General features: G+C 44.0%; 25 protein-coding genes and 1 pseudogene. 1 reads left to right on the top strand and 25 read right to left on the bottom strand.

Annotated elements, in window-relative coordinates:
- The 11 genes and pseudogenes from EAE89_RS23615 to EAE89_RS12270 all read right to left on the bottom strand — a co-directional run.
- On the bottom strand, positions 1 to 541 hold a 541-nt coding region (locus EAE89_RS23615), incomplete at its 3' end, for a phage tail protein (protein ID WP_244866403.1).
- Between the two features lie 50 nt (positions 542 to 591).
- On the bottom strand, positions 592 to 1,188 hold the full coding sequence (locus EAE89_RS12315) for a YmfQ family protein (protein ID WP_214085966.1): 597 nt from the start codon (positions 1,186 to 1,188) through the stop codon (positions 592 to 594).
- The gene (locus tag EAE89_RS12310; protein WP_214085965.1) at positions 1,185 to 2,324 is read right to left on the bottom strand and encodes a baseplate J/gp47 family protein; all 1,140 of its coding nucleotides are present in this window, start codon (positions 2,322 to 2,324) and stop codon (positions 1,185 to 1,187) included. The genes EAE89_RS12315 and EAE89_RS12310 overlap by 4 nt, the downstream gene beginning before the upstream one ends.
- Positions 2,314 to 2,760: a phage GP46 family protein gene (locus EAE89_RS12305; protein WP_214085964.1), complete on the bottom strand. Its 447-nt coding sequence runs from the start codon at positions 2,758 to 2,760 to the stop codon at positions 2,314 to 2,316. Before EAE89_RS12305 ends, EAE89_RS12310 begins: the two co-directional genes overlap by 11 nt.
- A complete protein-coding gene (locus EAE89_RS12300; RefSeq protein WP_214085971.1) occupies positions 2,757 to 3,344 on the bottom strand; it encodes a phage baseplate assembly protein domain-containing protein in 588 nt (195 codons plus the stop codon). Before EAE89_RS12300 ends, EAE89_RS12305 begins: the two co-directional genes overlap by 4 nt.
- Entirely contained in the window at positions 3,344 to 4,420 is a 1,077-nt protein-coding gene (locus EAE89_RS12295) for a phage baseplate assembly protein (protein WP_214085963.1), read from the bottom strand. The genes EAE89_RS12300 and EAE89_RS12295 overlap by 1 nt, the downstream gene beginning before the upstream one ends.
- Positions 4,417 to 5,817: a DNA circularization protein gene (locus EAE89_RS12290; protein WP_214085962.1), complete on the bottom strand. Its 1,401-nt coding sequence runs from the start codon at positions 5,815 to 5,817 to the stop codon at positions 4,417 to 4,419. Before EAE89_RS12290 ends, EAE89_RS12295 begins: the two co-directional genes overlap by 4 nt.
- 79 nt (positions 5,818 to 5,896) lie before the next feature.
- Positions 5,897 to 6,184 carry a type II toxin-antitoxin system HicA family toxin gene (locus EAE89_RS12285; RefSeq protein WP_214085961.1) on the bottom strand — a complete coding sequence of 96 codons (288 nt, stop codon included), beginning with the start codon at positions 6,182 to 6,184 and terminating at the stop codon, positions 5,897 to 5,899.
- 14 nt (positions 6,185 to 6,198) lie between these two features.
- Complete coding sequence (locus EAE89_RS12280) at positions 6,199 to 6,495, bottom strand: type II toxin-antitoxin system HicB family antitoxin (protein ID WP_214085960.1); 297 nt, start codon at positions 6,493 to 6,495, stop codon at positions 6,199 to 6,201.
- 478 nt (positions 6,496 to 6,973) lie between these two features.
- Positions 6,974 to 7,333: pseudogene (locus EAE89_RS23610) on the bottom strand (BRO-N domain-containing protein); the annotation flags it as partial.
- A 190-nt stretch (positions 7,334 to 7,523) separates the two neighbouring features.
- Positions 7,524 to 7,694 carry a hypothetical protein gene (locus EAE89_RS12270; RefSeq protein WP_214085958.1) on the bottom strand — a complete coding sequence of 57 codons (171 nt, stop codon included), beginning with the start codon at positions 7,692 to 7,694 and terminating at the stop codon, positions 7,524 to 7,526.
- A gap of 116 nt (positions 7,695 to 7,810) precedes the next feature.
- Between EAE89_RS12270 and EAE89_RS12265 the strand changes: the two genes are divergently transcribed.
- Positions 7,811 to 8,080: an Arc family DNA-binding protein gene (locus tag EAE89_RS12265; RefSeq protein WP_214085957.1), complete on the top strand. Its 270-nt coding sequence runs from the start codon at positions 7,811 to 7,813 to the stop codon at positions 8,078 to 8,080.
- Between the two features lie 36 nt (positions 8,081 to 8,116).
- Here EAE89_RS12265 and EAE89_RS12260 read toward each other — a convergent pair whose 3' ends face one another.
- From EAE89_RS12260 to EAE89_RS12195, 14 genes are all read right to left on the bottom strand, one after another.
- The gene (locus tag EAE89_RS12260) at positions 8,117 to 8,515 is read right to left on the bottom strand and encodes a hypothetical protein (protein ID WP_214085956.1); all 399 of its coding nucleotides are present in this window, start codon (positions 8,513 to 8,515) and stop codon (positions 8,117 to 8,119) included.
- A gap of 73 nt (positions 8,516 to 8,588) precedes the next feature.
- Positions 8,589 to 9,176 (bottom strand): zinc ribbon domain-containing protein, encoded by a 588-nt coding sequence (locus EAE89_RS12255; RefSeq protein WP_214085955.1) that lies wholly within the window; start codon positions 9,174 to 9,176, stop codon positions 8,589 to 8,591.
- Positions 9,177 to 9,269: 93 nt separating this feature from the next.
- Positions 9,270 to 11,171: a hypothetical protein gene (locus EAE89_RS12250; protein ID WP_214085954.1), complete on the bottom strand. Its 1,902-nt coding sequence runs from the start codon at positions 11,169 to 11,171 to the stop codon at positions 9,270 to 9,272.
- Positions 11,172 to 11,285: 114 nt separating this feature from the next.
- Entirely contained in the window at positions 11,286 to 11,579 is a 294-nt protein-coding gene (locus tag EAE89_RS12245) for a phage tail assembly protein (RefSeq protein ID WP_052739458.1), read from the bottom strand.
- A gap of 14 nt (positions 11,580 to 11,593) precedes the next feature.
- A complete protein-coding gene (locus EAE89_RS12240) occupies positions 11,594 to 11,962 on the bottom strand; it encodes a phage tail tube protein (protein ID WP_214085953.1) in 369 nt (122 codons plus the stop codon).
- Positions 11,963 to 11,971: 9 nt separating this feature from the next.
- Positions 11,972 to 13,471: a phage tail sheath subtilisin-like domain-containing protein gene (locus tag EAE89_RS12235; RefSeq protein ID WP_214085952.1), complete on the bottom strand. Its 1,500-nt coding sequence runs from the start codon at positions 13,469 to 13,471 to the stop codon at positions 11,972 to 11,974.
- Positions 13,471 to 13,650, bottom strand: a complete 180-nt coding sequence (locus EAE89_RS12230; protein WP_214085951.1) for a DUF2635 domain-containing protein — start codon at positions 13,648 to 13,650, stop codon at positions 13,471 to 13,473. The genes EAE89_RS12235 and EAE89_RS12230 overlap by 1 nt, the downstream gene beginning before the upstream one ends.
- Positions 13,651 to 13,666: 16 nt before the next feature.
- Positions 13,667 to 14,212, bottom strand: coding sequence for an ATP-binding protein (locus EAE89_RS12225; protein WP_214085950.1), 546 nt, complete (start codon positions 14,210 to 14,212; stop codon positions 13,667 to 13,669).
- A complete protein-coding gene (locus EAE89_RS12220; protein WP_214085970.1) occupies positions 14,209 to 14,553 on the bottom strand; it encodes a head-tail joining protein in 345 nt (114 codons plus the stop codon). The genes EAE89_RS12225 and EAE89_RS12220 overlap by 4 nt, the downstream gene beginning before the upstream one ends.
- Positions 14,554 to 14,555: 2 nt before the next feature.
- Positions 14,556 to 14,924 carry a hypothetical protein gene (locus EAE89_RS12215; protein WP_214085949.1) on the bottom strand — a complete coding sequence of 123 codons (369 nt, stop codon included), beginning with the start codon at positions 14,922 to 14,924 and terminating at the stop codon, positions 14,556 to 14,558.
- 1 nt (position 14,925) lies between these two features.
- The gene (locus EAE89_RS12210) at positions 14,926 to 15,981 is read right to left on the bottom strand and encodes a major capsid protein (protein ID WP_214085948.1); all 1,056 of its coding nucleotides are present in this window, start codon (positions 15,979 to 15,981) and stop codon (positions 14,926 to 14,928) included.
- Positions 15,982 to 16,088: 107 nt separating this feature from the next.
- The gene (locus EAE89_RS12205; protein WP_214085947.1) at positions 16,089 to 16,490 is read right to left on the bottom strand and encodes a head decoration protein; all 402 of its coding nucleotides are present in this window, start codon (positions 16,488 to 16,490) and stop codon (positions 16,089 to 16,091) included.
- A complete protein-coding gene (locus tag EAE89_RS12200) occupies positions 16,490 to 17,098 on the bottom strand; it encodes a hypothetical protein (protein ID WP_214085946.1) in 609 nt (202 codons plus the stop codon). The genes EAE89_RS12205 and EAE89_RS12200 overlap by 1 nt, the downstream gene beginning before the upstream one ends.
- Before the next feature lie 3 nt (positions 17,099 to 17,101).
- Positions 17,102 to 17,953 (bottom strand): S49 family peptidase, encoded by an 852-nt coding sequence (locus tag EAE89_RS12195; protein WP_214085969.1) that lies wholly within the window; start codon positions 17,951 to 17,953, stop codon positions 17,102 to 17,104.
- Between the last annotated feature and the right edge of the window lie 2 nt (positions 17,954 to 17,955).

The raw sequence follows: 17,955 nt of genomic DNA, 5'->3' as shown, positions 1-17,955 counted from the left end.
CTGAAACAACACTCGGAAAAGCCCCCACATCCCCGGCACTTAAACTGACATCCCCACTCAACGCCTTGCCATTCACTTTCCGGCTGTTCGGTACCGCATTATTCGCCTGATTCACCGTCTCCACCAAACCGAGGTTTTTCACAAACGCATTTTTATCAGGGATGTCGGCACCGTTTTGGTTTTTTGCCAGCTTAGTATTAGCGTTGTTGTTTACATCAGTAACTAACTTCTGAGTGGCTGCAAGGGTATTACTGTTACCTGTTTTGTCTGTGAGTTGAATAATGCCTTTTTGTGTTAATGAGGCGTCGTGAATTTCTACGGCACTGTTATCAATTAATCTTTTGATAGCAGCAAAAAGCTGACTGTCATTTTTATTATCTAATTTAATTCCCGCGCCTTGAACGGCATTAATTAATTCACGCTGAACAGTATTAAACCAGCCCGCATCTAATAATGTTGGCGCAATACCAGCAGCGACATTGCCATTCGTAAATTCGCCGTTCTTGTCAGCGGTATTTGTAATATCACCAATTTTTTGCATTGCAAAACCTCACTCATTTAAGGTGATTGTGAAAATAAATAAAGTGTTATTTAGTTGCTGTAGCCGAACTGTAAAATTGTATGAGATGGACAAAGACGATTGAATTGACATTCAAGCCGTTTATTACCCCACGATCTGAGTGGATCACCGCAATAACTCCCACCAGCTACAGCGTAAAAGATGGTAGTTTTAGGGGCATTAATTCGCCAAACAAACGGCCAGTCTTCGCCGTTCAAGGCTTCCTCACAAACTGATTGTCCCGCCCGTGCTTGCCGATATTCAGTAATTGTGATGGTATAACCCATCGTTACAGCAAGATTAATGAAAAATTCTTTCGACTGGCCGCCATCTCTCAACAATCGAGAAACAACCGTTTTCTGTCTGAGTGGAATAGTATCAACTTCCCCAATCCCGCAATCATCTGGCAAACCCAATGACTTTTCCCATTCAGGCAACATGATAGTGGCCGTTGCTGGAAAAGCCCCCTCAATTAACCCCCAAGCATCCCGATCGCTTCGATAATATGAATGCGCAATCGCTCTTGTTACTGCATTCATAACAGATGAGTGCTGACGAGTCCACGCCAAGCCAGACGGCAACAATCCGTTCAACGCTGAAGTATAGTTTTCTACACTGTATCGACTCATGTATAGATAACCTCCCCTCTTAGCGGTAACTCTCCTATCCCTAATTTGATATTGCTTGTCGGGTTTGTTATCACGAATCCGGCTGTTCCCGGCACATCAGCAATCGCATATTGCAATTCTGAAATAAGGACTTTTCCGGTCCCGTCTGGGTTGCCGCTTTCAAAAAATACATTATCAATAGCGGCTGCAATCGCATTTGTCACATCACGACTAACATACGATATACAATTGATTATAATGTCAATTTTCCTCTGAATTGGTGAGCAAACCCAGACTAATGCAGTGACTGGCTGTAACGGGTAGATATGATCTGCAACTCTTGCTTGATCTCCTGTTGCTGACGTACCGTAATTTTCTAAGCTAGAGAACCCATCAGTACCGGTTGGGAAACCACCTTTGCCGTTATTATCACACATAACGTAAATACCAACGGTACCTGCACCCATAGCTCGCCGACGAATCCATACACGAGTAACACCCGGTACTGACAAGGCCCACAACTTGTAGTCATCGTCAGAACCGCCCGATAGTAGCCCTTGATACGCAAGCAAAATCCGGGAACGAAAATCATCTTCGTTTTCAATATCTGCCCCGCCAATGATCGGTGTTACAGCTTTTCCTTGAACGTCAACCCCCGCAATACTCTGATCAAGAGTTAGGGTCGTCCCCGCGTCAGCATTACCTGTACTTCCCCCACCTGTGACATCATCAGAAGTATCGTGCAAAATCGCTGTTATTAATGCATTAGCTGTACCATCTTGCGCGATACGGACATCATAAAGCGTTTTGTATTGATAACCGTCACCGCGATTGAGTATGGTCCCTGCCGGAATCATTGCACCCTCGGTGCCGGTAAACAAATAATCATTGCAAATAGCCGCATTTGCAGGTTTGCGAAAGACTTTTTTCATTGCCCCCCAGCCTGCCAGATGTTCATCAGTTGCAGTGAACGGGGTGGTTTGCAATGCGATATAGTCAAGATAGCCATAGTGTAGATGAGCCATCCCCGCGTCCATATCAGCCAAGACACCCATATTTGAATATCTCAATAATGTGCCAACATCACTTAACTCAGATTGTAAAAAGCTGCGGTTCTGCTCGCGTAATTCAGATAGTGTTTGTCGTTTAAATGGCATTATGTTGTTCCCATACCCAAAAGAATCTCAGATCTTCTGATTCGCGCCCCGGTCGCTGATAATGAATAATCATGTTTAATCTATTTGGATAAACGATTTGAGTGTTGATATTTACAGACGCTACAACACCATCGTCTAACATCCATTGAAGAGCCTCACGCGCGTAATCTTCCGCCTTAAGCGCTACTGCGGTAGTGAGTTTTTGGCGGCGTATCAACCACAATCGCGAACCAATCTGATAATCCGAGCCAATATCACCCCACCAGCCCTTTCTATCAACGCCGTCGATTTCATCATCACTGCGTGCCTGACGGTCCGTAAACAGACTGATGATCATTACCGTTTGCAAATCGTTGCCAGTTACTAAGTCCCCGTTTCCAACCAGCCAGTCAGCATGAATCTTATTCACGTCCCAATAAGAAGTGATATCACTCATTTCACTGGCTCCCCGGTTTGCTGACTCGTCACTGTTGAGCCGCCAGATTCCACGCCAGATACTTTATGCGTGTGATTATTATAGGAATCGCGCAACTGTTTCATTGTTGAAGAATTGCCGTTGCAGTTATCAACGATATCGCCCGTTACTTTCAAAAGAGGGGTATTGCAGAGCACGGATTCACTAGCATTAATCGTAACTTGAGTCGCATTATTCACAGTAACAGGCCGCCCCTTAGCCTCTATCGTTATCCCCGACTCGGTTAGTAAGATGTGCAAGCCCCACTGGTTGTACAGCACAACTTCACCGGGATTTAAATTCTTATGCCGATATTTTTTATTGTTGCTGGCAATCACTACTGCGCTTGAGCGGTCCCCACCGAGATAACCAATCACAACATCAGTCCCGGCTGGCAATGCAGACGAGAAGCCAAATTCAGCCATACGCGCCGTATTATCCCGAACCTCGATTGGCGTCTGATACTGAACAATTTGAATGTTTCCGCTATCACGTGATGTCTTAATTTTTCCAAGACCCAACATCATTTCCACTCGGCGAGATAACTTTCTGATTGCATCATTCATCATCTGATAGTCTCTCTCAAAATTGCGTAAAACTCATACGGTTGTACGGCAAAAGCGGCTGGTGGCATTAAAACTAATTGCGCTTGTGTACCGTTGTCGCCGTTCCGTGTATAAGTGACTTCTGACAATAACCATTGCTCGTTTTCCAAACCGAAAATAGGCATGTGAATAGGGATCAACGTGTTGGGTTGCCACAGCTTACCGCTGCTGTCTCTCCACGAATCGACTGTCACTTTCAGTACTTTTGAACGCCCATACCTGCGGTTCATTTCCCAGTCGATAGACTCTTGCGAGCGTTTTGCTGATATCAGTGTGCTTTCTATGATGGTGACATAGTTTCTGTAACGCATCTTTTTCGCTTCAGGATCACTTGCCGTTGCTAACGTGACGACATCATAACCGCTGTCATTACTTGTTTCGTTGAGTCCGCTGATGGCAAATGAAAGTCCTGTGTACTCGGAAAACCGTTCATTCATTGAGCTATTGTAATCTGACGTTTCGACGTTCTTCCCTTGCTCAACCCCACTTGCGGCTAGCTCTGTGCCTACCCTTGTCATGATTAAATTACCGTCCGGCAAATCATAGTAAAGAAGGGCAGCAAAGCGGGTAACACGATCAATCACTTCTTGTGATGACTCGCCCCAATTCAATGTAAACTGAGGAACGGTTGGCATATCATCAACATCAGAAGTCACCTGAATGTCGTACCATTGAGCTAATTTTTGAGCAATCTGTAACGGGGTGGCTTGGCTGATCACGTTGTTGGGCCACTTCGCCGAGCAATCAACTAAGTCCTGACATTTACCCCTACCGGATACTTTGATTTCGTGTTTATTTTTGGAAATAGACGGGTTCCAGCTATCTATATAGCCCGTGACTACCCGATCATCACCCAAAAATACTTCACACTTTTCACCCGGCTCTACAAGTTGCTTCTCATCATTGCCGGGGTAGTAATCCATTAACATCAAATCAAAGTCAGAAGGTAACCGTTCAATACCTCTCGTCACCCTAACACTGTCCCACCCGAAAATGCGGCGGCCACCGATCACTAACGACAACTCATCACTCTTCATTGTTTCAGCGCCTTAAATCTGATGGGCATAAATGCCGGGTGAATGGGGGAGACAGCCTGTACAAGCTCATCACTGCGCTCAGCATCTTGATAGATTCGGTTAGCAATATTCAAGACTGGTAATACAGAGGGTAAATTAAATTGCGTTAATCGCCCTTTTGCATCTTTCAGCGAGAAACTTTCAACAAACTCATAACGTAGCTGAACAAGAGCCTGGAAAACATCATCAGTCGCTAAATCACCCGCTTTGATAATTGCATTGTCAAGAGACTCACAAACACGCCGCTGAACTGTTGTTGCTTCATCACGATTGGCGGGAATGAGTTCACTGGCTGTTTTTGCCATTGCTCCAGACGATAGAACAATGATCAACAATGTCGTGGCTTCCGCTACATTCTTATCTACACTGCTTTGCTGATACTGTGTATTTTTAAAGCTGGCAAGATTTTCAAATACCCGCACTTTCTCTGTTGTACTGCCCGCTGCATTAATGATGACATTGATAACTAATTGCACTCCACTAGCTAATCCCTCAATTGAGTTAGCATTGTTGAGCTGTGAGAGGGCTTTCGATATGGCTTCTCGTCCCATCACAGCCGAAGCCATTTTCTCATTGACCACATTTTTATAGTTTTCACTGTCATTATTTCGCAGTACAACGCCGGTTGCTCCAGAGACAGAACCGCCAATCTTACCCCGGCTGTAACGGCCATAACGCTTACTACCGAACGTGGAATTCAACATATCACTGAGATTGGTTACTTCATCGATTGACGATTGAACCATCTTTTCCCAAAAATTAATGGTCTGTTTGATGATTTTGACAGCCTGGGTGACCGTGCGGATCTCGCCTTTCACCATTGAAACGAATTTAGCAGCGGTCGTCGTGGCCATTCTGAGCCAATTGGTATTTACTTTACTGTCTGCTGCCGTGCTATTCGTGATAGCAAAGACTTTCAGTCCGGACTCAATAACGGTCAAAGTAAACTCAAACACCCGGCCATTGTCAGCACTTTCATTCACTCTCAAGCCGGACTCAGTAACGCTGACAGTTAATTCCCCAAGCGTGGGATGTATCAGCGTGCCGCTAACACCTTCCTCACATGCAGCCACCAGATTATTACGTTGCGTGATCACGTCGGGCGCGGAATACACTTTGCTGTCTTGAATGATAAAACCACGGAGCGTAATTTTTCGGCTACTGCGCCCAAGGTCTTCAATCCATGCCGTATCACGATAAGGGTATTCATGTACAGCTTGACGCCTGCCGAAGACGCTTTCACCGGATACGACGGCAAAAGGTACTCCCCGAAACGATGCTGGGTGTAAATGTTCCTTCCATGACCATTCCTGATCTTTCCCCAAAAATGATGAAATGGCGTCTTTAATCAATGGCATATCACCACCTATGGTTATTTCAGATACAAAAAAACCGCAGTTAAGCGGCTAGGATTGGTAAGGTAAAACTTAGATTTACTTATTCTGATGAGTTCTCTGTTTGTACTTGTTCAGCACTGATCATGCCTTTACATAATGAGTGAAACATTTTCGTGCTGATACCCGCTTGCTTTGCCATTGATTTTATCAGGTCTCTAGAAAACGGCGCATGGTGTTTATCGACAGTAACTAGCCATTTTCCAGAGCCGGTCTTCTTGATCCATTGCTCGTGAGACGTTCCCTTTTTTGGTTTCATTTCAAAACCAAGCGAGGTAAGTCCTTTGATGACTTCCGCATATTTCAACGGCGTTAATTTCTTAAAAAACACAATGCTGCCCTACATCAAGCTGGTTCGCACTGTTCATTAAAAACTTTAGCCATGCCGCTGTCTTTTCGATTCATGAAAATTCGGAAGGCAATTCGCCAATATTTAAACCACATAGACAGTGGCGCTTTTCGGCTTAACATTTGTTTTGCGTACTGAGGCTCTGCTTTCACCTCTTCAAAGTAATCTTCAATCTGAGCTTCAAGCTTATTTATAGCTTCTTCTATATTGTCACCCTGCGCTGCTAAAGACAGATCTAAGCAGGCGGCTACATATATCCCATCCTGACGATAAGCCATGCAACGTAATCTCATTTTTCCTCTCCTCTGTACATCAGGATAGCCAGATCTATACAGACCGTATTAGGAATGAGTGTAGTACTTCCGGTCATAATTAAGCAAATATATTTCTCAGAAAAATAAGCTCTAAAAAATCAAAAATTAGACGAAAAGTGAGGATAAAAAAACAAAGAAGATGTAACCTCATTATAAATAAGCACTTTAAGCACAATGCTTATTATGATGAAGTCAGGTTGTAAAAAACATCAGACATCATAGTGTTACAGTAAGCCATCCTTGGCCTGTGGGGTTAGTACTTCCAACTGTTTTCCATACTCAATAGGTTTTCTTTATGAATGATGAGATAACCGGATTTTTGTGCTAACTCCATGAAAGTGTTAAGGGTTAAGACATGCTGATCATTTCTCAACTTTTCGACTCTGACTGTTACACCGTTTTCGAATGTCATTAAAATTTGTCCGTTAAATGACAAGTCAGAAATCATCGAACCGTGATAACTCCCGGTTTTCCTAATTGCCGGTAATACCTCACCTGTAACCCATTTGCGGAACTGATGAGGAACGGAACCTTTCTTAACTGCATCTCGACAGCGAAGTACTAAGGTATACATTCCAGATTCGCTAACAACTGATAAATCCTGCCTTCCTCCAAGGGTGTAAGTTGAACTTACTCCCTTTTCATCATCATCAAGCGCAAGCAATGAAACGCGAGAATTACTCAATCCGATGGCATCACACACATCTTTAGCTACGAACCACGGCTCACCATCTTTATTGATCACGCGAATTTCATGAGGACCGAATTTGAATGTAGTGAAATCGCCTTCGGCTTCAATTTTAGCTAATGCGTTCATGCTGACACCTCGCCGCATTTAACCAACAAATCAGTATTTACTACTAATTCACACTGATATGAAATTTGTGTCAGAGTGATACCATTAATGACAGGAAGGTTTTTATTTGTTACATTGTTCATGTTGGTTCCCTTGATAGTTGCTGACATTAGAAACCTCAGTCGTTGGTGCGGCTGGGGTTTTACTTTTATTACACTGCATTTTTTGCCCTTTCATTCATATACCAAGCCAAAGCCTGATTCAGAACTGAGTTCTGAGAAATTCCCTCTTTATCTGCCAATTTACAAATTTGCTCCTTCATGAACTCTGTTGTTCTCAGTTGCATTTGTGCGCTCTTTTTTCTGTTATCTAGGTTTATCATATTATCTTGTCTCCTTATTAATGGTGTCACAATGACATGATAGCATTATGACACGCATTTACATGATGTCAATATGCTAGTATCATTTTTCTGTTTCAACTAAACGATTAATGCAGATGACTAATAAGCCAGTATCAGCACAAGATAAATTCATGCTTCGATTGCCCGATGGTATGAGAGAAGCTATTGCCGAAAGAGCCAAAGAAAATGGCCGCTCGATGAACTCTGAAATAGTACAAATAATACAGGACTGTTTAGATAGAAAGTCTCCAAAGACTCAACGAACGGTTTCCCTCAGCAATGAATTGATAGATAAAATCATTGCCCTGGCTGAATCTATCGAAGAGATGAAAGATAAGCAAAATCAGTTAGATAATAAAAAATAAGCCCCTCACGGGGCTTACTGAAATGCTGAACTTAATCTAATAAACTAAATCATCAAGCCACTTCACAATGAACGTACCGTTCGCATATGACCCAACAAAATCACCGCCATCTTTTGTATGAATAACCACCTTGTTTTTTGATAAAACTATAAAGCGATCTATTTCAAGACCTCTGTCACCTGTGGTCACTTGTGTGATTCTGTCAGTTCCATAGCAAAGAGCACCTTTCCTTTCATAAAAATTCTGCTCATTACTATAGCAACCTTTACTGATTGAGTTTTCCATTATAAAAAACGCAGAAACCAAGATAATAGGGATAGCAATAGATGTCCCCCTCATTACAGTTCTTAGCCCTGTTTTTTCTTTTTTAAAAGATAAATATAATGCAATAAAGAATAAGAAAATAAGCAATAGTATGACTTGCCAGATAGACATAAATACCTCCTTCATCATTGCCAAGGATAACTAGCTAAAGTAACCCCGCTTCGGTGGCGGGGTAGCGAGTTAGCTATATTAAAGGAAGATGAAATTCGCAAATTTTTTTAAACTCCTTTGACTGCTTTTCATTCATATGCGAAGAAATTGTATCAATCATTGATGCTACCTTCATTTCGGCGATCTCTTCATCACCGTCTTTGTATTGTACCTCGTCAATATAGGACGAGCATAACGCACAAAATTCAACTACCCTTTGTTTCAGAATAATTGAATCTTTATCAAAAAAATCGTAATAGCGATAATTATCAGCTTTCTTCAGATATTCTGAATTTATCACGAGTGTACGCGCAAGGGCCTTGGATGAATCAGCAGTTCGAACATGGCTACCACAATGTTTACATTTGCTAGCATCTTTATTAATAAACTCAGCACAATAAGAGCACCTTACATCACCTGATGATCTCCCAAATAAAAGCATCATCAATCCACAGAATGTAACAAACGCGCCGAAAAAGATGTGATTATGCTGTGATGCAATCATGCCAATATTGCTCACTCTACCACTTCCGTAGTCTGATGGTACGGAGGTTTCCATATTAAAAGCCACAAGAAGCCATATCAAACCAATAACTAATAGCCAATAACCAAACCTTTTCATCACCAACCTCTTTCATTTAATTGAACTGGGCAAGCATCAATCAAGTTCATCATAAATTCAAGGTTAAACTGCTAAACGGCATTAAGAGCGCGATTAAGGATATTGCATTGATGTTGTTACCCTACCCCCGGTTTTTGCATTAAATTGTTGCCGTTCTCCGGTCTTATTGCTGACAATCGTGATTTCTACCTGGAGTTTGTTTTCACCAATTGCTGATTGAATGGCGTCGGCTATATTCTGAGCAAGTTCGCTATTGTTTGCTTGATTTGCAAAGATAGATGATGAGGGTCTTTCTGACTCAGGCGGCACGGGTTGATTCATTATTCGTTGCTGGCTTAGATAATATTTGTCACGCAAACCTTGCCATTTTGGGTCAAAGATAGCAGCGGTTATCGCATCTGTAATTTCCTTTTGGCTAAACGGTTGTTGACCATGATTTTCTTGTTTTATCATTGAGTTAATCAGTTTTTCCAGCACTTGAGGTTCATGTAGATCTAAGGGCTGGTTAGCAGGATAACTTGTTTCTTTTGATACGAAATCGATATATGCCTGGGTATCATTTCTATCTTTTTTGGGTGCGTAGGTGCTGATTATTCTATTTAATGTGTTTATTTTCCTGTCACCGTAAAGCATTAGTTGACGAGCTAATGCAGTATTCCCATCATGACTATTAGCAAATTTGACAAATGTTCCACTTTGCCCCTTGACATATCCAATCCCGTTTGGGGCGTCACGCACATTTCCTGGATTTTTAATTCTCAAACCAAACGAATCTTTTACCGGTTTTCCGTAAGGATCTGGGTATTTAGGGGGTTCTATTTTCGCTGGTTCTGGGACTTTTTGGGGTTGGGGAATGCCATCTTTTATTTTATCAGCATCATGTTTACTCTTTTCTTTTTCCCATGCCGCACTAAATCTATCATTAATCTTTTTCTCTAAATCTTTATCAGGCTCACCCCACTGTAAAGAATATCTTTCTCCAAATGAAAGGCTTTTCATGAACTTGATATCGTTTAATGCTCTATCACGTAAATCGCCTTTTTTGTCACCGCTAAAAAGAGTGTCGGAATAAGCTTCCCGCTTTTCTGCCTGCTCCTTCATATAATCATAACCATCCCCTAATGCGAAATTAGCAAATGCAATTTTAGCTCGATTTGTTATTCCTTCAAGGCGGGCATCCAGCTCATTCTTTTTATCATTATATTGATTTATTTTATCATTATCGGCTTGCGATCTAGTGTTCCCATTTCGATCTGACTTATTTAATAGTTCTTGATATATTTCTGGTCCCTTACGCGCTAATGCCAACCCGTGTTCATCTAGGCCGATTTTTTCAGCAATGGTATTTTGAACATCGGACGGATATTTCTGCATAGCCTTGACGACTTCTGGAAAAGTCTTGTACACATCAATCGTTCCGTGCTCATTCTCATAGAGAGGAACCCCCATGTTTGTTAATTGCGCTCTGGCTTCGTCCCGTCTTCCTTGTAATGGGTGGTTTAAAATCCCATAAAAGCTTTCTACTGATTTTTTAGCATCATCAGCACTAATACCAATGTATCGCATTGCCCCGGCTATTCGAGTGAAATCAGGAACATTCATTGCTGAGTTTTTAGCTGCGACATCAAAATCATAGGCTTCCTTTCCCATATCGTTCATTAACTGAAAGCCCTTCGATATACCATACGCAGCCATCCCTACGCCGCCAATTTTCGCTCCTATCCCGGCGTATTTTGTCGCAAGTTCACCGACATTTTTGAGGGGTGGCACAATATCACCGATATGCTGAACGTTATCTTTTGCGTAACGTGACATATCACGTAACTTTGTACCAAGTACATCCACCCCGTCAGTGGATTCAGATCCCCCAAATTTCAGACCTTCCTTGGTTTTTGCCAGATTGGGATTGAGACTATTCAACTTTGCATTGATTTCATCGATAACTTTCGTGACATTTTCATCAGCATTAATTTCAAAATCGAAAGCGTTAGCCATTGGTTCGCTCCTTACTTATTCGGTTGGCTTGCTCAACCCACCATTCAAGCCGTGATCGGGTTAAGAGCCACGCATCACGCGGCCCCCACTTGTAATAAAATGTGACATCAGCGGCTAATTGCTGCCAGCTATCGAGCGCTTCGAGTCCAAAAAACCTAAAAGGAACTCCTGGCATTGGTGAAAATCACTGATAGCCATTTTTTTCAACACTGATTCCGGGATGCCCGATACTAAAGAGAGTAATAGACGCATAGCAGCAATTGAATGATTGGATTTGTTCTGCGCTTCATAAAACTGTTCAACCTGAATTAATACCGGTTCTTTCAAATCAATCTGCTCGTAGCGGACTTTGCCGTCATTGCTTTCGATAGGGGTATTTAATACGATAGTTTTAGTAGTTTCTAACATGTTGATTCTCCAAATTAATTTTCAGTAACCGAAGTGCCTTCCCAGCGCACTTCAAACGTAGCATCTTCGCTTGCAACTTCCTGCGTGTTGACGGTCCACATGCCCTCGCCAATAATCGTTTTGCCGTTCGCGAGTTCGGCAACAATCGTGACATTCGTCTGGTCATTGAAATCAGCCACAGTTGTTCCGCCGCTGTCCCGCACTTTGCAGGAGATGAAACCCGCTTGCGGCTTCTCTTTGTAGCCGTGCACATAGTCCATTCCCGTTAATGTTTCGCGGGTGACTCTTGAAGGACTCCATGTGAAATCCCCTGCGACCATGATCGATATGCCGTCTACGGTGACATAAGCGGTACCCGCCAGCCTGTTTGATGTATTTCCCATGTTTACCTCTTAAGCTGCCGGTTGTAAGCGGAATTGATTAAGCAGTGCAAAAACACGCAACTGATTGATGAGTGTGCCTGTCCACAGAACGTCTACACGATTCGGATTCTGTGCGTTGATATCAACGATTAACCCGTCCGAAAAACTTTTCGAATCTTGCACATAGCCTTGATATTCCAATGTTTTATACTGTGCTATCAGTTCGGCACGAATAATATTTGGAGTGACGATTGCTGAGCCTGGCGCAAATCGGGTACCGTTTTTCACCAGCTTCATCCGGGCAAATTTGCTTGTAATTTGTGTACGGATATAGCGCGTGACGTACATCAGCAAATACAACGTTTCTACTTCTAAATAGCTGTCATCGTTATCACCGAAGCTATTTTTCTGATACGTCGTGATGATGTTTTCGATTTGAATTGTGCCGTCATCAGACACAGTAAACGTTGAAATACCGCTGTGAAGCAGATTGTTACGTTCGATTAAGTCAAGCTGGTCCTCTGATGCGGGAGCTAGCACACCACTTACGGGTAATGTCTGTACCGGTCTGCCGGGGTCGTTACGCAAGCTTGGTGCAATTGCGCCAGTCAATGCGGCGGCCCAAATATAGTTCGGCGTCGGAGATTTGGTTACACCGAGCAATGTTTCATGCTGATAGTTACGTTGTTCGCCGAAATTAGCCAGTTCCCCATATGCTCCATTTATTGCGGCATATGGATGGCCGTAAAGCTGTTTCTCCCACGACCAACGCCCAACCGTGTCAGACAGAAACGCTTTCACATCATCTAATGACGCGGTATCAGTGTACGGATTCGCAATGAAATCGAATGAACGGTCTTTAAGATTACCCAATGCGTTTTTGAGGTCTGGCGCACCTGCACCACCGGCCATCTGAGTTATTTTCAGTTCCATACCCGCGGGGGTAAACTCACCGCCCGATTGACCCCGGTAATTCAGCCGCAAGTCAATACTGTTACCCGCAGCGCCTTTATTTTTTGCTGTTAACGTCACGGTATCAGCGGAATCAAATGCGACTATTGCTGTGACCGGTAAAGTCACTTTTTTGTTAATTGCGTCTGACAATGCCGTAGCGACTTGCTCGGCTTTATCTGTTGCAACTACAGTGATTTGCACACGCTGACCGCCGATATACAGCGAGATAACCCCAGTATCAGTTGCTGGACTGGATACTTTTACACTGCCTTTGGCTGCAACCATGCTATTGGCATCTTGAAGGGGTAACACCCAAATTTCGGCGGCTTGATCATTAGCGAAATAAGCCTCAGCCATGCTGTGAAGCATTGAGCCATTACCGTATAAATTAGCAACCTGAGCCGCAGAAGAAATACGCTCCGGGATATCAGGTTTTGCTGTAGACGTATTCAGCATTTGCCCGATGATCAGTGTGCGTTGTGTCGCAATTGCGCTGTTCGCCATTGAGTTGTCGAATTCGACATAAAACAACGGTGCCCGAATGTTATTCGGGACGCGTGAAAAGGGGATGGCCATTATTCATTCTCCTTGACTGCCTTTTTAACTGCTTTTTCAGGCTGACATATTTCAACGTCACCGTCTCTTAAGCGACGATGCCAAAAAATATTATCGGGCACTTCTGCGCCGGATTCGGGCAAATGAGTGCCCTTAACCGGGTCGCGTACACTACGCCCGACAACGGGTTTTACAAACATGGGTTACTCCTGAGAATTAATTGGGAAAATTAACTCGAAAATGAGGTTCTGGGGTACCGTCTGGCATGGCGACTGTGACGTCGATTTCGTCCAGTTGATTCGCTTCGATTTCGTAGAAATCTTCCGGGCCTTGGTAATACTCAATATCCAGTTCCATTAGCAATTGCGCCGTATGCCCTTCTCCAGACGCATCAACATCGATTGTTGAACGTATCTGTTGATATTGTTGCGTTTGACGAGTGAGTTCATAACTGTTAATCACTGCCCGTTCAATTTGTTCGCGTAACCGTTCGAGAGATTCTTCGGCTTTAGCCGCGCCATCGTCTTCCGCTTCGCTGTCTAACTCTTGTAAACGCCCGGTAATACGTACCGTCGTAATCGTATTAAATTGGGGCGCGTTACGTCCCAGTGAATTTTTAACATCAATAGGGGTTTGCACAAGAATGACCGGGTACATATCTTCCGTTGTTGACCAGTCGCGCGGTGAATAAACTCGCGCAACTGCATCGGTCTTGTGTTTGAGCGCATCAATGACTAACGCCCGAATACCTGCCGCGTTCATGATTTCACCCGATTCAAAATAAGTTTCGTCCCGCCGTGGCTGTCAGGCTGAATATCTGCCACAGCAAACAAAGTATTGACAGGAACGCCGCCAACGATGCCAACAAATACTCGATCTCCCTTTTTTGGCGGTGCCCGAAGCTCAATGTCCCGCACGCCAAGCACGGGGGATGTTGTATTGATGGTACTAGTGTCATCCAGTGATTCCACTTCCTGTGTGTAGGCCCGGTCAAATATGCCGTTGATCGTGTAACGAGCGCCGCTTGTAGGACGGTATTCAACAATGTCACCAAACACATTATGCAGGGGTGCGAGTAAATGTTGGTCCCAATTTATCCCCATCATCAAGCCTCATGACTGATTTTAACGCCGTCATTGACTGTCACCGTGGGGCCATTTTGAGCAAGTGCCTGTTGTCGCAGCTTGTTAACGTCAGCAACAACCCCCAGTTCAATCAAGCGAACGGCGTCTTCCGGGCTTAGAATGAGTTGAACGAACTCCTTGTATTCTTTGCCGTTATGCTTAACGGTTTGGCCTTTCAGCACAACAACAGTTGCCTGATCATTGGTAAGGTTTTCATCGTCAGTGTCAGGAGCAGCAGGATATTCTTCCACTGTTTCTATCTGAGAATCCGGCAACTCTTGGCCGTCTACCATTAATTCAGGCGGCAAGCCGCCCGGTTCGTTCCCTGTTTCCTGCTTATTTTTTGCCATATCACACCACCATTGCACATAGTGCCGCATTTACCCGGCTTGGAATGACCAGCGGAGCGGATTGCATCATGAGATAACGTTGAGCGGGATCTTCAATTAACCAGCTCTTGGGCGCAAAAGCCAATGGCTCGTAATTAAATGCAGGATCAATAATCAAGCCAAACGCACGCGTTCCCATCAAATCCGCACCTGACATAATAACCGCACCATCCGGTATCATAGGTTCTTCAACATTATCAACCGGGTCAATAAACCAGTCGTTATACAGCCATAAATCAAAGTTACCCCACCGACCTTTATAGACGGCACCCTTTTCAATTCGTGGGCCAATATCAATCTGATTGCCGTAGGGATTTAATGCCGGGAACGTGATCGCGTTGTCTTTGATACCAGTATCAAGACGAAATGCTTTCCAGGATGAAGATGTAAAAACCAAATCAGTTGGCACTGCGCCGGACTCTTTCAGAATTAACGTTTGCCAGGCTTCAATATCATCGGATGGTTGTGTATTTGTTGCCCCTGCTGCAACCTTTAACGGCCACTTATCCGAACCACTTAATGTGACGGTCAGGTTAGATGAACGCCCAAAATCAATCACGGTAGTTGGAAATCCATCACCAACAACTGTAATTTGTGATTTGACCAACGCATTTGCAGCCATCCACTCCAATCGTCGGTTAATCATGTCAATTTGATCTGCCATCTCGAATTGCAGGTTCAGCATTTCACGTTCAGCCGCGGTGTACTCACCGCCAATGCGCTCCCCAATTTGACGCCGAATGGGTTTGCGTAAATCCGGGGCGCGTTTATCTTTGATGTACGCGGGTTTGAAAGTGTTTGTCTGGTATTTACGGCTTTCAACCAACTTTCCTTCCACAAGCGGCGAAACAAATGGCGACATACGGCGCTTACCAATGTCAACATCAATAGACACTTCCTCAGTTTCATAAGTCACTAAATTTGGAAAGAAACGGTCCAACAACCAGTTTTGACTAGTAATCAGATTCGGAACAATTTGTACCAGAACATTCGTATCGTAAATATTAATGTTACTCATGCAATTTCTCTATATGCAATGCTGGCAGCCGGGGCCACCAGACTGAATTTAAAACGCGCGCATCCCTGCCAAGTGATGGCATCGAATGCAATAATGGGGTAATGAAATTAGGCTATCGGAGCCTGAATACTATCGCGTATGAAAATCGCTGAGTGGCGTAATGCAGTTTTCAGATCTTCAAGTGTCCAGCTTGCATCAAATATCAAGCGATTTTTATTAAACTCGCCAAGCAGATAAACCCCGCAAGTCTTTGATTCTGTTGTTGTATCCACATCATCGGCGAGAATAGCGATGGGTTTCTCTCTGCCATCTTTAGCGGTTTTAACACTCAAAACATACTCTTTTAATTCAGTGATAAGCCCTAAAACTGTTCCCCGCTTCAATAACCCTACTTTTGCAATAGTGACTGTGTCTGTAACAAGTTGAAGCGGGCCAGACACTAACTGATCGGGAACGAACATTGTCGATGTCATGCCCGGCGCAAATGGGTTTTGTCCGATTTGTTCCATTATTTTTTACCTTTTGCTGAGTTGTAGAGACGAGTCGCATTAGCAACCAATGCTTCAACAGAACCACGCGCGGGTTGCTGGGAATCAAGCCCTAACCTGACTTGCTGTGCCTGTTGCATGCGCTCATCTAATGAGGTTCGACGAGAGGTTGGTGCTGATCCCGTTAATGCTAAGGTGCTGATAGCTTCACGTGCTGACATGTTAGTATTGAACGCCAGGTGGGCGGCCATGTCCGGTCTGCCCGCAGCGTGCTTACTGCCGAAAATAGCAGCGCATCGCTTCCGTTCGGCACGACGACCTTCTTCTTTATCGTCATTCTCTTCGGCATCTGCATCATCATCGTCATCATCAGCACGGCGAGACTTGGCCTTTTTCCCTTTTTTAGACGATTTATCCTTATCTTGATCATCATCTTCCTCGGCATCGGGATCATCTTTGTCATCCTTATCAGCCTTGATATCGTCTTCATCATCTTCGGCGTCTTCTTCGTCGCGGTCCTCTTCTTCGGCACGGCGGGATTTCGCTTTTTTGCTTTTTTCTTTGTCATCATCATCTTCTGACGCTGACTTTTTAATGCCCAGCAAATGGGCAAAACTCAACTTAGACATGTGTTAAACTCCTGATTCTCTAAGTAATTGTCGGAATGCAGCATCGGGAGTGATAACCTCGTCTGCAAGACCTAACTTGACACCTTCAGCGGCTAAAAAACAGGCTGCCTGAGTATCGCGAATAGTTTTTTCAGAAATGCCACGGTTGCGGGCAACAGTACTCACAAACAGTTTTCCCATCGCGTCTACATCATCCTGTATTGCACTGTGAGCCTGATCGGTTAGCGGAACGTAGGGGTTACTTTCTGCTTTGCGGTCCCCGTAAGTAATAATCGTTACTTGTAGCCCATCTTCTTTAATACGCTGTGACCAGTCGCAATGAATAACGATTACGCCGATTGAACCCACACCACCGGTACGCGGTACATGGATTTTGTCAGCGGCGCTAGCTAGTGCATAAGCAGCGGAGTAAGCACTTTCTGTCAAAATGGCATGAATGGGCTTTGTTCCCCTCGCTGAATAAATCTCGTCCACTAAGTCAAAGCACCCGGCAACCTCACCACCTGGCGAGTCGATATCCAAGCAAATCCCTTTTACTTCGGGATCATACAGTGCAGTAAGAAAAGATTGCCGAATGCCGTCATACCCGGTCATGCCGCTATAAGGACGTAAAGAGCCCAGTTTTTGGACTAATGTTCCCTGTATTGGTATTACCGCAATCCCTTCTACTACGTCATACCCTGCATCATTATTTCCGGGACGTGAAAAACTACCGTCATCATCCCAGTCCGATATGGCGTTAATCCGCGTAATCCCAAATCTATCTGTTAATGCAGCCATGACAATTTCGGCTTTGCGCGGATGCAGCGCCAGCGGGGTGTTAAATAGTCGCTGGGCTAAATGGGGTAAATTAATCA

Source organism: Photorhabdus heterorhabditis, from assembly GCF_018448905.1.
Lineage (GTDB): Bacteria > Pseudomonadota > Gammaproteobacteria > Enterobacterales > Enterobacteriaceae > Photorhabdus > Photorhabdus heterorhabditis.
The sequence above is the reverse complement of the archived record's forward strand: the minus strand, read 5'-3'. Positions and strand labels throughout refer to the sequence as shown.

What these genes read in the sequence shown, in the direction of transcription:
- EAE89_RS12230 (WP_214085951.1), bottom strand. Translation starts at nt 13,650, where the DNA reads ATGTTTGTAAAACCCGTTGTCGGGCGTAGTGTACGCGACCCGGTTAAG.
- EAE89_RS12295 (WP_214085963.1), bottom strand. Translation starts at nt 4,420, where the DNA reads ATGAAGAGTGATGAGTTGTCGTTAGTGATCGGTGGCCGCCGCATTTTC.
- EAE89_RS12260 (WP_214085956.1), bottom strand. Translation starts at nt 8,515, where the DNA reads ATGTCTATCTGGCAAGTCATACTATTGCTTATTTTCTTATTCTTTATT.
- EAE89_RS12220 (WP_214085970.1), bottom strand. Translation starts at nt 14,553, where the DNA reads ATGGGGATAAATTGGGACCAACATTTACTCGCACCCCTGCATAATGTG.
- EAE89_RS12315 (WP_214085966.1), bottom strand. Translation starts at nt 1,188, where the DNA reads ATGAGTCGATACAGTGTAGAAAACTATACTTCAGCGTTGAACGGATTG.
- EAE89_RS12235 (WP_214085952.1), bottom strand. Translation starts at nt 13,471, where the DNA reads ATGGCCATCCCCTTTTCACGCGTCCCGAATAACATTCGGGCACCGTTG.
- EAE89_RS12305 (WP_214085964.1), bottom strand. Translation starts at nt 2,760, where the DNA reads ATGAGTGATATCACTTCTTATTGGGACGTGAATAAGATTCATGCTGAC.
- EAE89_RS12310 (WP_214085965.1), bottom strand. Translation starts at nt 2,324, where the DNA reads ATGCCATTTAAACGACAAACACTATCTGAATTACGCGAGCAGAACCGC.
- EAE89_RS12290 (WP_214085962.1), bottom strand. Translation starts at nt 5,817, where the DNA reads ATGCCATTGATTAAAGACGCCATTTCATCATTTTTGGGGAAAGATCAG.
- EAE89_RS12270 (WP_214085958.1), bottom strand. Translation starts at nt 7,694, where the DNA reads ATGATAAACCTAGATAACAGAAAAAAGAGCGCACAAATGCAACTGAGA.
- EAE89_RS12255 (WP_214085955.1), bottom strand. Translation starts at nt 9,176, where the DNA reads ATGAAAAGGTTTGGTTATTGGCTATTAGTTATTGGTTTGATATGGCTT.
- EAE89_RS12240 (WP_214085953.1), bottom strand. Translation starts at nt 11,962, where the DNA reads ATGGGAAATACATCAAACAGGCTGGCGGGTACCGCTTATGTCACCGTA.
- EAE89_RS12210 (WP_214085948.1), bottom strand. Translation starts at nt 15,981, where the DNA reads ATGAGTAACATTAATATTTACGATACGAATGTTCTGGTACAAATTGTT.
- EAE89_RS12245 (WP_052739458.1), bottom strand. Translation starts at nt 11,579, where the DNA reads ATGTTAGAAACTACTAAAACTATCGTATTAAATACCCCTATCGAAAGC.
- EAE89_RS12225 (WP_214085950.1), bottom strand. Translation starts at nt 14,212, where the DNA reads ATGAACGCGGCAGGTATTCGGGCGTTAGTCATTGATGCGCTCAAACAC.
- EAE89_RS12265 (WP_214085957.1), top strand. Translation starts at nt 7,811, where the DNA reads ATGACTAATAAGCCAGTATCAGCACAAGATAAATTCATGCTTCGATTG.
- EAE89_RS12300 (WP_214085971.1), bottom strand. Translation starts at nt 3,344, where the DNA reads ATGAATGATGCAATCAGAAAGTTATCTCGCCGAGTGGAAATGATGTTG.
- EAE89_RS12250 (WP_214085954.1), bottom strand. Translation starts at nt 11,171, where the DNA reads ATGGCTAACGCTTTCGATTTTGAAATTAATGCTGATGAAAATGTCACG.
- EAE89_RS12205 (WP_214085947.1), bottom strand. Translation starts at nt 16,490, where the DNA reads ATGGAACAAATCGGACAAAACCCATTTGCGCCGGGCATGACATCGACA.
- EAE89_RS12215 (WP_214085949.1), bottom strand. Translation starts at nt 14,924, where the DNA reads ATGGCAAAAAATAAGCAGGAAACAGGGAACGAACCGGGCGGCTTGCCG.
- EAE89_RS12200 (WP_214085946.1), bottom strand. Translation starts at nt 17,098, where the DNA reads ATGTCTAAGTTGAGTTTTGCCCATTTGCTGGGCATTAAAAAGTCAGCG.
- EAE89_RS12280 (WP_214085960.1), bottom strand. Translation starts at nt 6,495, where the DNA reads ATGAGATTACGTTGCATGGCTTATCGTCAGGATGGGATATATGTAGCC.